The organism is Chryseobacterium ureilyticum (assembly GCF_900156735.1).
GTDB classification, from domain to species: Bacteria; Bacteroidota; Bacteroidia; order Flavobacteriales; family Weeksellaceae; genus Chryseobacterium; species Chryseobacterium ureilyticum.
In genome coordinates this window covers 256,892-270,886 of record NZ_FTOL01000003.1, presented here as the reverse complement: position 1 = coordinate 270,886, position 13,995 = coordinate 256,892, and the positions used below count along the sequence as shown (strand labels likewise).

15 protein-coding genes are annotated in these 13,995 nt (G+C 35.3%); 10 read left to right on the top strand and 5 right to left on the bottom strand.

The window, feature by feature from the left end; genetic code table 11:
- Positions 1 to 61: 61 nt before the first annotated feature.
- The 4 genes from sufB (at position 62) to sufD (ending at position 4,187) form a co-directional block, all read left to right on the top strand.
- Positions 62 to 1,510: a Fe-S cluster assembly protein SufB gene (gene sufB / locus BW983_RS11010; RefSeq protein WP_076552008.1), complete on the top strand. Its 1,449-nt coding sequence runs from the start codon at positions 62 to 64 to the stop codon at positions 1,508 to 1,510.
- A gap of 22 nt (positions 1,511 to 1,532) precedes the next feature.
- A complete protein-coding gene (gene uraH, locus BW983_RS11005) occupies positions 1,533 to 1,943 on the top strand; it encodes a hydroxyisourate hydrolase (RefSeq protein WP_076552007.1) in 411 nt (136 codons plus the stop codon).
- Positions 1,944 to 1,973: 30 nt separating this feature from the next.
- Entirely contained in the window at positions 1,974 to 2,717 is a 744-nt protein-coding gene (gene sufC / locus BW983_RS11000; RefSeq protein WP_076552006.1) for a Fe-S cluster assembly ATPase SufC, read from the top strand.
- A 162-nt stretch (positions 2,718 to 2,879) separates the two neighbouring features.
- Positions 2,880 to 4,187, top strand: coding sequence for a Fe-S cluster assembly protein SufD (gene sufD / locus BW983_RS10995; RefSeq protein WP_076552274.1), 1,308 nt, complete (start codon positions 2,880 to 2,882; stop codon positions 4,185 to 4,187).
- A 70-nt stretch (positions 4,188 to 4,257) separates the two neighbouring features.
- Here sufD and BW983_RS10990 read toward each other — a convergent pair whose 3' ends face one another.
- Complete coding sequence (locus BW983_RS10990; protein ID WP_076552005.1) at positions 4,258 to 5,181, bottom strand: DUF3078 domain-containing protein; 924 nt, start codon at positions 5,179 to 5,181, stop codon at positions 4,258 to 4,260.
- Positions 5,182 to 5,408: 227 nt separating this feature from the next.
- Positions 5,409 to 6,335, bottom strand: coding sequence for a DUF3078 domain-containing protein (locus tag BW983_RS10985; protein WP_076552004.1), 927 nt, complete (start codon positions 6,333 to 6,335; stop codon positions 5,409 to 5,411).
- Positions 6,336 to 6,586: 251 nt separating this feature from the next.
- On the opposite strand from BW983_RS10985, the gene BW983_RS10980 reads away from it, so the two are divergent.
- The 4 genes from BW983_RS10980 to BW983_RS10965 all read left to right on the top strand — a co-directional run bounded on the left by BW983_RS10980 (position 6,587) and on the right by BW983_RS10965 (position 10,549).
- Positions 6,587 to 7,354, top strand: coding sequence for a rhomboid family intramembrane serine protease (locus tag BW983_RS10980; RefSeq protein ID WP_076552003.1), 768 nt, complete (start codon positions 6,587 to 6,589; stop codon positions 7,352 to 7,354).
- 34 nt (positions 7,355 to 7,388) lie between these two features.
- Positions 7,389 to 8,498 (top strand): DNA-processing protein DprA, encoded by a 1,110-nt coding sequence (gene dprA, locus BW983_RS10975; RefSeq protein ID WP_076552002.1) that lies wholly within the window; start codon positions 7,389 to 7,391, stop codon positions 8,496 to 8,498.
- A 190-nt stretch (positions 8,499 to 8,688) separates the two neighbouring features.
- Positions 8,689 to 10,047: an NADP-specific glutamate dehydrogenase gene (gene gdhA / locus BW983_RS10970; protein ID WP_076552001.1), complete on the top strand. Its 1,359-nt coding sequence runs from the start codon at positions 8,689 to 8,691 to the stop codon at positions 10,045 to 10,047.
- Positions 10,048 to 10,180: 133 nt separating this feature from the next.
- The gene (locus BW983_RS10965) at positions 10,181 to 10,549 is read left to right on the top strand and encodes an iron chaperone (protein ID WP_084184435.1); all 369 of its coding nucleotides are present in this window, start codon (positions 10,181 to 10,183) and stop codon (positions 10,547 to 10,549) included.
- A 45-nt stretch (positions 10,550 to 10,594) separates the two neighbouring features.
- Here BW983_RS10965 and BW983_RS10960 read toward each other — a convergent pair whose 3' ends face one another.
- Together BW983_RS10960 and BW983_RS10955 are read right to left on the bottom strand one after the other, a co-directional pair.
- Entirely contained in the window at positions 10,595 to 10,903 is a 309-nt protein-coding gene (locus BW983_RS10960; protein WP_076551999.1) for a hypothetical protein, read from the bottom strand.
- A gap of 249 nt (positions 10,904 to 11,152) precedes the next feature.
- On the bottom strand, positions 11,153 to 11,641 hold the full coding sequence (locus BW983_RS10955) for a YkgJ family cysteine cluster protein (protein WP_076551998.1): 489 nt from the start codon (positions 11,639 to 11,641) through the stop codon (positions 11,153 to 11,155).
- Positions 11,642 to 11,742: 101 nt separating this feature from the next.
- Between BW983_RS10955 and BW983_RS10950 the strand changes: the two genes are divergently transcribed.
- Positions 11,743 to 12,123 carry a group III truncated hemoglobin gene (locus BW983_RS10950; RefSeq protein WP_076551997.1) on the top strand — a complete coding sequence of 127 codons (381 nt, stop codon included), beginning with the start codon at positions 11,743 to 11,745 and terminating at the stop codon, positions 12,121 to 12,123.
- A gap of 301 nt (positions 12,124 to 12,424) precedes the next feature.
- Positions 12,425 to 12,838: a fascin domain-containing protein gene (locus BW983_RS10945; RefSeq protein ID WP_065395658.1), complete on the top strand. Its 414-nt coding sequence runs from the start codon at positions 12,425 to 12,427 to the stop codon at positions 12,836 to 12,838.
- A gap of 80 nt (positions 12,839 to 12,918) precedes the next feature.
- On the opposite strand, the gene BW983_RS10940 is transcribed toward BW983_RS10945, so the two are convergent.
- Entirely contained in the window at positions 12,919 to 13,989 is a 1,071-nt protein-coding gene (locus BW983_RS10940) for a calcium:cation antiporter (RefSeq protein ID WP_076551996.1), read from the bottom strand.
- Between the last annotated feature and the right edge of the window lie 6 nt (positions 13,990 to 13,995).

The window sequence follows — 13,995 nt, the reverse complement described above, 5'->3', positions numbered from 1 at the left end:
AGACATAAGATACTAGACACCAGAAACATGAGGTCTAAAATCTGAAATCTAAAAAATAGTAATGAGTAAATATACTGAAGACGATTTAAGAGTCGATCTAGAAAATAAAAAATATGAATTCGGTTGGGAAACTAAGATTGATTACGAAGACTTCCCAATTGGTTTAAATGAGGATATCGTCCGTGCCATCTCTGCTAAAAAAGAAGAGCCGGAATGGATGACTGAATGGCGTTTGGAATCTTTCAAAATCTGGTTGAAAATGGTAGAGCCTACGTGGGCAAATATCAAATATGAAAAACCAGATTTTCAAGCAATCCGTTACTACGCGGCTCCAAAGGCAAAACCAGAACTGGAAAGCCTTGACCAGGTAGATCCTGAATTATTGAAAACTTTCGAAAAGCTAGGGATTAATATTGAGGAACAAAAAAGACTGTCAGGAGTAGCTGTAGATATCGTAATAGATTCAGTTTCTGTAAAAACCACTTTCCAGGAAACATTGATGGAAAAAGGAATTATTTTCTGTTCTATCTCTGAAGCTATCAAAAATCACCCTGATTTAGTAAGAAAATATCTTGGGAAAGTAGTTCCAAGAGGTGATAACTTTTATGCAGCATTAAACTCCGCAGTATTCTCTGACGGAAGTTTCTGTTATATTCCAAAAGGGGTAAGATGCCCTATGGAACTTTCCACTTATTTCCGTATCAACCAGGCAGGAACAGGGCAGTTTGAAAGAACGCTTGTGATTGCAGACGAAGGAAGTTACGTTTCTTACCTTGAAGGATGTACAGCACCGTCAAGAGACGAAAACCAACTTCACGCCGCTGTTGTTGAGTTGATCGCAATGGATAATGCGGAAATCAAATATTCTACAGTACAGAACTGGTACCCAGGTAATGAAGAAGGAAAAGGAGGGGTATTCAATTTTGTAACGAAGAGAGGTCTTTGTGAAAGAAATGCAAAAATCTCATGGACACAGGTGGAAACAGGTTCTGCTGTAACATGGAAATACCCATCTTGTATTCTGAAAGGGGACAATTCAATCGGAGAGTTCTACTCTATCGCGGTAACGAATAACCACCAATATGCAGACACAGGAACAAAAATGATCCACATTGGAAAAAATACCAAGTCAACGATCATTTCCAAAGGTATTTCTGCAGGAAAATCTCAAAACTCATACAGAGGACAGGTAAAAGTAATGCCTTCTGCAAAAGGAGCAAGAAACTTCTCTCAGTGTGACTCTTTATTGATGGGTAATGAATGTGGAGCACACACTTTCCCTTACATTGAAATTAAAGATCCTACCGCACAATTGGAGCACGAAGCAACGACTTCAAAAATTGGAGAAGATCAGATTTTCTACTGTAATCAGAGAGGTATTGATACTGAAAGAGCAATTGCTTTGATCGTAAACGGTTTCAGTAAAGAAGTATTAAATAAACTTCCAATGGAATTTGCTATAGAAGCACAAAAATTATTAGAAATTTCATTAGAAGGTTCAGTTGGATAACCAATTGAAAAAGATAGTCTCTATGAAAAAGTTCTTATTGGCATTTTTTGGATTTATTTTTCTAAGTTTTTCCGCGCAGGAGAAAACAGGATTTCAATTATCAAGTCATATTCTTGATATCTCACAGGGACAACCTGCTGGAAAAGTTGAAATAGAACTGGAAAAATATAATGAAACCTCAAAACAATGGGTTTCTCTGGGTAAAAAGCAAACTGATAATAATGGCAGGGTTTCAGATTTTTTACCATATCAAAAAGCCGGTAATAACGGAAAATACAAACTTATATTCTTCATAGAAGATTATTACAAACATAAAAATATAGAAAGCTTCTATCCGTCTATTGAAGTAATATTCAAGATCAAGGACAACGAGCATTATCATGTTCCGATTACTTTATCACCTTTTGGATATTCCACATACAGAGGAAGCTAGTACAATTATAAAAAGAAAAAGTTAGCAAGAATGTTACAAATTAAAGACCTTCACGCCAAAATTGAAGACGGCGCAGAAATATTAAAAGGGATTAACCTTGAAATAAAGCCAGGCGAAGTTCACGCTATTATGGGACCAAACGGAGCCGGTAAATCTACCCTTTCTTCTGTAATCGCTGGAAAAGAGGATTACGAAGTGACAGGTGGAGAGATTATCTTCCAAGGAGAAGACATCATTGAAGATGCTCCAGAAGACAGAGCACACAAAGGGATCTTCCTATCTTTCCAGTATCCAGTGGAAATTCCGGGAGTTTCTGTAACGAACTTCATCAAAGCTGCTTTAAACGAAACAAGAAAAGCAAACGGATTAGAAGAAATGCCGGCAAAAGAAATGCTTGCATTGATTCGTGAAAAATCTGAAAAATTAGGGATCAAAAAAGATTTCCTTTCAAGATCACTGAACGAAGGATTCTCAGGAGGTGAAAAGAAAAGAAATGAGATCTTCCAGATGATGATGCTTAACCCTAAATTGGCTATCCTTGACGAAACAGATTCAGGATTAGACATTGATGCATTGAGAATCGTTGCAGATGGTGTAAATGCTTTTAAAAATGAAGGAAATGCAGTTCTTTTGATTACTCACTATCAAAGATTGCTTAACTATATTCAGCCTGACTTCGTTCACGTTTTAGCCAACGGAAAAATCATCAAAACAGGTGATAAATCTTTAGCATTAGAACTTGAAGAAAAAGGATACGACTGGCTTTTAAATTAATAAAAAGCAGTATTTCAGAGATTAAAAATTTTCGCACTCATTCATAAACGCAGCAAAAAAGAATCTCTAATATTAAAAATTGGATTACCTATTCTTCGGAATAGCAATATTTTTAGTTCAAAATAAAAAGAAAAAATGGTGCAAACCACAGATATACCAGTAATGGCATTAAAAGAACAAATCATCGAAAACCATAATGAGTTTTTGGAGAGCCTTCGTCACAGATTTCTGGATGACGATAGAAAAGGTGCTCTTCAGAAATTTGAAGGTGTTGGTTTTCCGACAAAAAAAGACGAAGAATATAAATATACCAATCTAAAGGAGATCACGGAAAAAAGCTATAATTTCTTTCCGAATGAGCACCATAATATCACTAAAGAGCAGTTTGACCAATTGCACCTTGGTGAAGAAAATTTTGATTGGATTGTTTTCGTAAACGGTAAACTTCACAAAGAACTTTCAAAAGTATCTATTGAAAATGTAGAATTCCTTTCATTCAATTATGCATTGAATGATGACAAACATAAAGAGGTTTTTGAAAAATATTTCAACACAATTGCTTCTAAGGATTTAGCTTTCACTAACTTAAACCTTGCTTACTGCAAATACGGTTTCTTTTTGAAAGTTCCAAAAAATGTAGTGATTGAAAAGCCAATTCATGTTTTCTACATTTCTCAGAACCAAGAAGAAAACACGTTTTACAACACGAGAAATCTATTGATCGTAGAAGAAGGAGCAAAAGTAGAAATTATTGAAAGTCACCACAATTTTGACAGTACTTATGTATTGACAAACTCTGTGACTGAGATTTTCACTTATCCAAATGCAAAAGCAGATTGGCACAAACTTCAGAACGATAACAATACTTCATATCTTATTGACAATACTTTCGCAAAACAGGAGAAAGACAGCTTAACGACTGTAAATACATTCTCTTTCGGAGGTAAACTGGTAAGAAACAACCTTGATTTTATCCAGAATGGTTCTAATATTAATTCATTCATGAATGGTATTACGATTATCGGAAAAGATCAGTTGGTAGACCACCATACGGCAGTTCACCACAATTTCCCGAACTGTGAGAGTTACCAGAACTACAAAGGAATCTTTGATGGTAATGCACACGGAGTTTTCAACGGAAAGGTATTTGTTGATAAAATTGCTCAAAAAACCAATGCTTATCAGCAAAACAATAACGTATTGCTAAGCGAAGGAGCAAGCATCGATACAAAACCTCAGTTGGAGATTTTTGCAGATGATGTAAAATGTTCTCACGGATGTACAGTAGGTCAACTTAATGAAGATGCATTATTCTACCTGAGAGCAAGAGGGATCTCTAAGAAAGAAGCTCAGGCATTACTTCTATATGCATTTGCGAATGATGCCATGCAGAATATCGATATTGAACCTCTAAAAGAGAAGATTTCAAAGCTTTTGGCAGAGAAACTTGGAGTAGATATAGAATTTTAAAATTTATATATATTGATAAAGAAAAAGCACTTCGGATTGAAGTGCTTTTTTATGTATCATAATTCTCGGATTATTTTTTCAACCAGCCTTGATTATCCTTATTCTCGGAACGTTTTTTCCCGTTATCAAAGTTATAGGCAAGACCTACTCCTAATGTTTGTTTTAACTGTGTTTTCCAGATCTGATTGTGGTCATACAGTAGATCCAGAGTAACATTTGTAGAAATGTATTTATTAATCTTCATGCTTAATACTCCACTATACCCCAATACAAGTCTTTCAGGATGATCTAAGTAATTTGAGAATACAGAAGCTGTATTAAGCAAAGTAATGTTTTCCATAATTTTTAGCTTATACATTGCTGTTCCCAAGAAACCAAACTGGAACAGAGAAGAATCTCCATCATTTTTAAGACCGTAAGTTCCGGCTGTTTGAAGATCTTTATCCAATACAAAAGTCCATCTTGCATTTGCAGGACGTAAGGTCACTGTCAGGTTATCATTTGGGCGGTAAGTAACACCAGCACCCAGATTCAGATATCCTGGAGCCATAAAGTTTGAAATCTTCTTTGCTTCCGGATTATTTCCATCTTCATAACCTGGTGCAAACTGAGTCTGAAGACCTGCACCTGCAGAGAAATACCAGCTTTTAGCGAACTCTCTACCATAATTGGTTGATAAGTTGATAACATCCTGAGTTTTTCTTGTTCCGGTACCTTGTGTATTGTTTTGCCCGTAACCTAGAATGATGATGTTTTCCCAAAGATCTTTATTCTTTTCATAAGTAAGGTTATAGTTGACACCTGCAAGCCATCCCACGTTATTGGCTCCACCACCTACCCAGTTTGAAAAGGCAGCCTGATTAAGCATTAATGTGTTTTGCCCCTGAATAGACCAGGCTTTAACGGTATCTGCTGCCGGAGCATCAGCTTTAGTTTCTTGTGCTGTTACAATAGCCCCAAAAGAAATGGAGGCGATTAATAAAACTTTTTTCATAATCAACGATTTTTTACAAATGTATAAAATAATAATCTACACCTTCCCAAAATTCACCCTGAAATGAATTTAATTTCACTTAAAAATCCAATGTAATGCAATAGAATTAAAGCAATTAAATATTTTATTTCTGTATAACAAACTTAAAGAAACTTAAAATTGTAGTATAATTTAAAACAAAAAGCACCTCATTCCTGAAGTGCTTTCTTATTAATATATTTATTCATTTATTTTTTGATCCACCATTGACTGTCTTTACGGTCAGAGCGTTTTACCCCATTATCCAATGTATAAGCAAAACCAATACCCAAAGTTTGTTTTAACTGGGTCTTTTCGATTTGATTATGATCATATAGCACATCTAATGTTATATTGGATGAAATATACTTATTAACTTTTAAGTTTAAAATCGCTCCATAAGCAAGAACCAATCTATCCGGACGATCCAGGTAATTGGAAAAGACAGACGCTGTATTCGTCAAATGAACATCTTCCATAATTTTCAGCTTATACATCGCTGTTCCCAAGAAACCGAATTGTAGTAATGAAGTATCACCATCACTTTTCAAACCATAGTTTCCTGCAAGCTGAAGATCTTTATCTAAGACAAAAGTCCATCTGGCGTTGGTAGGACGTAAAGTTACCGTTAAGTTATCATTAGGTCTGTATGTGATACCCATCCCGACGTTCAGATAACCCGGTGCCATAAAATTTGAAATCTTTTTTGCTTCCGGATTATTTCCATCTTCATACCCTGGGGCAAACTGAGACTGTAACCCTGCTCCTAATGAGAAATACCAGCTTTTCGAAAACTTACGCCCATAGTTTGTAGAAACATTGATCACATCCTGTGTCTTCCTGACTCCAAGTCCTTTAGTATCATTTTGCCCGTAGCCAAGGATGATAATATTTTCCCAAAGATCGTTGTCTTTTTCATAGGTAATATTATAATTGGCACCAGCAAGCCAACCTACATTATTAGCTCCACCACCTACCCAATTTGAAAAGGCAGCCTGATTAATCATTAAAGTGTTTTTTCCTAACACCGACCAGTACTTTACTGTGTCTACCTCTATGGAATCCTTTTTTAATTCTTCTTGTGCACTCGCATAAATACCAGTAAAAAAGGAGAGAATCAATAAAAACTTCTTCATTACTCTAAATAATTTTTCAATGCAAAAATATTAATATAATTTTTTTTAAAAGGCAAATTGAACCTTAAAGAATACTTTTTTGTAAAGTTTAATCCCCTAACAATAAGGTTCTTTAGTAAAATTGATGCCAAAATAAAAAGCTTAAACGTTAAAATTGACAAATTTTGTCTTAAAATCAGATCACTAGAAGTCTATTCATCGACAAATTTTCCGAAATTTATCATTGGCTTTTGATTTGACGTAAAACCTTCATGTTTAAAAATGTAATTTCCAAAAGAGCGGTTATATACCCATTGCTGATGCTTTCTGCGATGTGGTTCGGGTACTTTTTACAAATGCATGGCTTTTTTGGAAGTTGCTTCGGAGCCATTATTCCTCTTGTTCCGGAAGGATTGTTGGGAATAATCACTTCTCCTCTTCTTCATGGAAACATGGATCATATCATTGGAAATTCAATTCCTATTGCAGTTTTGATGTTTCTTTTATATCAGTTTTATCCATTGGTCGCCAACAAGGTTTTCTTTACCGGATGGATAGCAACAGGACTTTTGGTATGGCTTCTTCCTCCTATTGACATCATGACAGGAGAATATATGTACACCTGTACCATTGGTGCCAGTGGTGTAGTATATGTTCTTGCATTCTTTCTTTTCTTTAGTGGAGTATTTAAATGGAATATGAAGCTGCTTACCATTTCACTGCTTGTGGTATTGTATTATGGTAGTTTAGTTTGGGGAATGCTTCCTGAAGAGCTTTTCTATAATATGCAGGAACCAAGTAAAATCTCATGGCAAGCACACCTTTCCGGTGCTTTAGTCGGGAGTATTATAGCTTTTCTCTTTAAAAATGTAGGTGAGAAAAAGAAAAAATACATTTGGGAATTTCCTAATTATTACAGTGAAAAAGACGACAAACTTTGGCAGGAATACAAAGAAAATCACCCGGAAGACTTTCTGGAACTGCCTTATAAAAAGAGAGATGACATTTGGAATCATTTGGATGAATTAAGGAAAAAATAAAAACTTAATTCACTACATTTGAAAAAAAACACACATGATCACCGAAGAATATTTCTATGCAATCGCCTTACGTGAATGTAGCCAGATTGGCGATATTAATTTCAATAAACTTATCAAAGCATTCGGAAGTGCACAGGAAGCATGGATGCATGCGAGAAAGCAATACAAGAAGGTAGAAGGAATGGGGCTTAAAACTGTTTCTGATATAGGAAACGATGTTCACTTGCGCTTTGCTGAAAAAGAACTAACATTTTGTGAAAAAAATAATGTTCAGATAAGATTAAGGCATCTTGGAGAAACGCCATCCCTTCTTAACGAATGTACAGATGCACCAGCAATTCTTTATCAGAAAGGGAATATAGATGATAACCTTCAAAAAGTAAGTATTGTAGGAACACGAAATATGACTGTCTACGGCAAACAGTTCATTGAAGATTTCTTTGAGACCAGCTTCTCTTCAAAATATACTTCTGTAAGTGGTCTTGCCTTAGGCGTAGATAAAGAGGTTCATGAGCAGTCAATCCAGAAACAAAAACCAACCATAGCAGTCCTTGCATACGGCTTTGAATTTTTATACCCAGCCAAAAACAGAAAGCTTTCTGAAAAAATCCTTGAGGAAGGAGGAGCATTATTGACAGAATTCAATTCATCAAGAAAACCAGACCGGGAAAATTTCATTCAGAGAAATCGAATTGTAGCCGGAATTTCCCCTTCTACTATTGTTGTAGAAACAGCTTTTGGAGGAGGATCTGTAAGTACTGCAGCTTTTGCCAATGATTATAACAGAGATGTATTTGCTCTTCCTGGAAAAATCTCTGACATTTATAGCCAAGGTTGTAATCAATTGATTTTCCATAACAAAGCTACGGCTATTTCTACCATCAAAGATCTTATCAATCTTTTGGGATTTAACAATCCTTCAGGAAAAATTGAAGAACTGTTTCCCTATAGTGAGACTTTAATACAATTAACTGAAAATCAAAATATTATTTTCCAATCTATCAAAGACAATCCTCAGATTTCATTAGACAATCTTGCACAGGAAATTGCTGTTTCTACTTATAAAATTTTACCGATAATTTTGGAATTGGAACTTTTAGGGAAAGTAAAATCATTTTCCGGGAGGCAATTTATAGCAATTTAAGAATTAACGATTTCTTAATATTGCATTATTTCACAAATAACATTTCATTTTTAATAATTTTTGCTCACAAATTATCAATTTAATAATATTACGAAACATTATTATTTAATTTTTAACAATGTTAAAATAGAGTGTTGTGAATCTTGAAAAAAAAATTAAATTTGTTGACAATAATATTCAACCTTAATATATGGAACAATATAATATTGACCAGAAAATCCAAGAGTTTATTGCAAAAATTGAAGCAAAAAATCCTAACGAACCGGAGTTCTTACAGGCTGTAAAAGAAGTTGCCGTAACCGTAATTCCATTCATTGCTACGAGAAAAGAATATAACGGAATGAAGCTGCTTGAAAGAATGGCTGAAGCTGAAAGAATTATTATTTTCAGAGTTCCATGGGTTGACGATAAAGGAGAAATTCAGGTTAACAGAGGTTTCAGAATTCAAATGAACTCTGCAATTGGACCATACAAAGGAGGAATCCGTTTCCACCCTACTGTAAACTTATCAGTTCTTAAGTTCTTAGCTTTCGAACAAGTGTTTAAAAACTCTTTGACTACTCTTCCAATGGGTGGTGGTAAAGGAGGTTCAGATTTCGATCCGCAAGGAAAATCTGATATGGAAGTAATGCGTTTCTGCCAGGCTTTCATGACAGAATTATGCAAGCACATCGGTCCTGAAACAGACGTACCTGCAGGAGATATCGGTGTAGGAGCAAGAGAAATCGGATATTTATTCGGACAATACAAGAAAATCAGAAACGAATTTACAGGAGTTCTTACAGGAAAAGGTCTTGCTTATGGAGGTTCATTGATCCGTCCTGAAGCTACAGGATACGGAGTGGTATACTTCGCTGAGCAAATGCTTAAGACTATTGGAGAGAATTTCCAAGGTAAAACTGTAACGGTATCAGGTTTCGGAAACGTAGCTTGGGGAGTTATCAAAAAAGCAACTGAGCTTGGAGCAAAAGTTGTAACGCTTTCTGGTCCTGATGGATACATCTATGATAAAGATGGTATCAGCGGAGAAAAAATTGATTATTTATTAGAACTTAGAGCTTCTGGAAACAACAGAGCTGAGGACTATGCTAAAAAATATCCATCTGCTGAATTCCACGCTGGAAAACGTCCTTGGGAGGTTAAATGTGACGTAGCATTCCCTTCTGCGACTCAGAACGAATTAGATTTAGATGATGCAAGAAAATTAGTTGAAAACGGATGTCTTTGTGTAACTGAAGCGGCTAACATGCCTTCTACATTAGATGCAATCAACTATTTCTTAGATAATAAAGTATTATTCTCTCCTGGTAAAGCTTCCAACGCTGGAGGTGTTGCAACTTCAGGATTAGAAATGACTCAGAACTCTATCCGTCTTAACTGGACGTCTGAAGAGGTTGACGCAAGATTAAAGGAGATCATGATCGGTATCCACAAAGCTTGTAGAGACTATGGAAAAGACGAAGACGGTTATGTAAACTACGTAAAAGGTGCAAATATTGCCGGCTTCGTAAAAGTAGCAGAAGCAATGTTGGCTCAAGGAGTTGTGTAACATAAAAAAACAAAGGTTGGGAAAAACTCCCGACCTTTTTTAATATAGCCTGTTCCCGGGGTTAATGGGAAAAAAGTAAAAAGTGAAAGGAGAAAGCGTTGCTATATGCAGCGCTTTTTTTATTTTTATGTGTATGAAAAACACCTTTAAAAATATTGATGAATATGTTCTCCTATTTCCTATAAATGTGCAGGAAAAACTACTTGAACTGAGAAATACAATCCATACGGCTACCCCAGATTTAGAGGAGTATATAGGATATCAGATGCCTGCTTTCAAGTATAAAGGAAAACCTTTAGTTTACTTTGCAGCATATCAAAAACATATCGGATTTTATCCGGGAGCTGAAGGAATTAAGAATTTCGAAAGAGATTTCGAAGAAAGAAAATACAAATTTTCTAAAGGGGCTGTACAGTTTCCCATCACAGAAAGTCTTCCGTTTGATTTAATTACTAAAATTGTTGAATTTAGGATTGATGAAATAGAACGGAAAAAACCCTGAAATACAAGACTTCAGGATTCAGACTAGTTGTTTACTAAAATACTATCACTTTTTCTTTTTAGATTTCTTTTCTTCTTTGGTTGCATCAGAAGGTTTTGTAGCTTCAGGAGTCGTTCCCGGGTTTACTGATGGATCAGCTGCCGGCTCTGTAACAGGAGCATTCGTTGCGGGAGTACTCGGCTTTTGACTGGTTGTCGTTGTAGGCGTATTCCAGTCTGTTTTCATTTCTTCTGTTTTTGGTTGTGTTTGGGTAGTGTTTGGTGTCTCAGCCGGTTTCTTTTGTGTTTCCGTTTGAGCTGATACTGCAATGACACCAACTAATGTAAATGCCGCAGTTAAAAATAACTTTTTCATAATGTAATATTTTAAATGATTGTTTAAACTAAACGAGACATTATTTACAAAATTATCTGTAACAAACTAATTTAACGGACTTTATAATTATTTAAGAGCAATTATATATAAGACCGAAATCCGAAAAAAGGTATCTGAAAATTTTAAACCCTGAAAAAATCGCTATTTCTTAGCCTTAATAATTGTTTTAAAGATCATTATCATGATATAACAACTGTTAAATAAATTACGGCTCTTTATTCACCTTGATTATTTGCCGACATTCTTCATCATTTTCTCTACAAATTCAAATGCAGCTGGGCAAATGACTGTATTTTTCAGCATTAAATTATTAATCTGATAAATCTTTTTACGATCTGTATGCGGATATTCTCTGCACGCCTTTGGTCTTACTTCATATATAGAGCAGGTATTATCACTATTTAGAAAGAAACATGGTAGGTTCTGAAGTACTTTATCATTGTCTTCATCTACTCTTAAGAATTTGGCTTCAAAATCAGCAGACTTCATACGAAGATGCTTTGCAATACGTTCAATATCTTTTTCAGTATATAGAGGACCTGTTGTTTTACAGCAATTGGCACATTGTAAACAGTCTATTTCATCAAAGACTTCATCATGGGTTTCCTGTACAATATAATCAAGATTTTTGGGCGGTTTCTTCTTTAATCCGTCCAGAAATTTTTTATGTTCTTTCTGCTTTTGTAAAGCCTGTTTTTTATAAAAGTCTAAATTCATTCTTTATTTCATCTCCGGGTACAAAGATAAAATATTGTTTTTATGAAATTTATCAATTCAATCTATAGATTTATGTTTTGAATTTGCTGTACATTTGAAATATGAAAAAGCTTGAATCAAGAGAAGACATTGAACACCTTGTGAATTCATTTTACGCAAAAGTCGTTAAGGATGAAACTATTAGCTTCTTTTTTAATGATGTCGCAAAAGTTGACTGGGATAAGCACCTTCCAAAGATGTATTCTTTTTGGGAGTCTATTTTATTTGGACAGATGACTTACAAAGGAAATCCTATGGGGGTACATTTTCCTATTAATGAAATTCAGGCAATGGAACAAAAGCATTTCGACAGATGGCTGGAATTGTGGCGAACTACCATCGAAGAGAATTTCGTAGGTGAAAACGCAGATATGGCAATCTACAAATCTGAAAATATAGCAAAGCTTATGGCTTTCAAAATGGAACTGGCAAGAAGACTTTAAGCAGATATTCCATTAATTTTCTTATCATTCCCCTGAAAATTATCAGATTTTTCCGTCATCAAACATAGGTACATTTTTAATTTTAAAGTGCAAAACGCCATGAATAATCAGAAGAAATAAAATAACTCACCATTTGGTTATATTTGTAAATAGTTGATTTTTAAGTATTTCTACTGATTGAATTCGTTTTTTTAATATCTACCTTTACTTCATCAAAATTACTACAGACGTCTTAAACAAATTTTGACTGCGGTATCCGAAAAGCAATCAGAGTAGGAAATTTTTTAAAAACTCAGAAATCATGGAACTAGTTAAAGAAAACGTAGAAACAGCTCAGGTAGTATTATTACAAGCCTTAGGAAAAGAACAAGGACAATTCTTAAGTCATGGAAATGGAGAAGTATTTCTTCAAAATGGCATCAGAGGATTAGGCGAAGTTTTCATTCTTGAAAAATTATCAAACAACAGAGTGGCATTAAGATGTACCAGCAAAGAAAAAGGGCTATACTTAAGCCATGCTTTTGATAAATTATGGTTACAAAACGGTATTCAGGGAGAAGGCGAAGAGTGGGAACTGGTAGTACACAGCCCGAATAAAGTTTCCTTCAATTGCTATGGCAAAGAAAAGGGTAAAACGCTTAGCCATGCTTTTGACAAAATGTGGTTACAGAATGGTTACCAAGGAGAAGGAGAACTATGGGATATGCAAGACTAAAAGATAAAAACAGTAAATACAGGGTCTACAATTTTAAATATTGTAGACTCTTTTTATTTTTAAAAATATGATTTACGATTTTAAGGAACAATCACTGTAAAAATATAGGCTGCTAAATTCACGAGAAGAACGGTTCCGTAAAGGATATTTGTTTTTCCCCGGCTTAAGGAAAGCATCACTATAAACACTGATAAGGAAAGCAGAATTACATCTTTTTTATCCAATCCTAAAACCAATGGAATATCGTACATGATACAAACTGTAGAAACTGCCGGAATCGTTAGCCCTATACTCGCTAATGCTGAACCCAGAGCCAGATTTAAACTGGATTGAATTTGGTTGGCTCTTGCCGCACGAATAGCCGCCACACCTTCCGGAAGAAGTACTACCGCAGCAATAATAACTCCGACTAAGGATTTTGGCGCTCCTAAGCTCTGAACCATGTTTTCAATGGTATCAGACAAGCCTTTTGCCATAAGGACGACGATAACAAGACAAACAACCAGAAAACCAAAACTAATTAAAGTTTTAGATAATGAAGGAATATAATGTTCTTCAGGATGTTCATCAGGTACAATGAAATAGCTTCTGTGTCTCATCGTCTGAACCATCAGGAAAACTCCGTAAATAACAAGACATGCGATGGATACAAATATAAGCTGAGCTTCATTATAGAAAGGACCATTAACGCTTGAAGTAAAATTAGGAAGAACAAGGGTCAGTATTAAAATAGAAACAATACTTACCAGATATGTTGTAGCAGAAGTTCTCGCAAAGAATTGTTCGTGGTATTTAACGCCACCTACTAAAATACAGATTCCTAAAATACCATTAAGAATAAGCATGACGGCAGCAAAAACGGTATCTCTTGCCAGCGTGATCGCCTGATCTCCGCCGGCGACCATCAGTGAGATGATCAAAGCGACTTCAATAATGGTAATACAAAGTGCGAGGATAATAGTCCCGAACGGCTCTCCTACTTTATGGGCTACAACTTCAGCGTGATGCACTGCCGATAGAACGCTCCCAATGAGTAAAATTCCGGCAATGATATCATAAATGACACCACCACCCATCAGTCCTGAAAAGTAGTAAACTACCGCAAGGACAGGAAAAATATAAGTATAATGTAAAAGTTCTCTAAATCTCATAAAGTG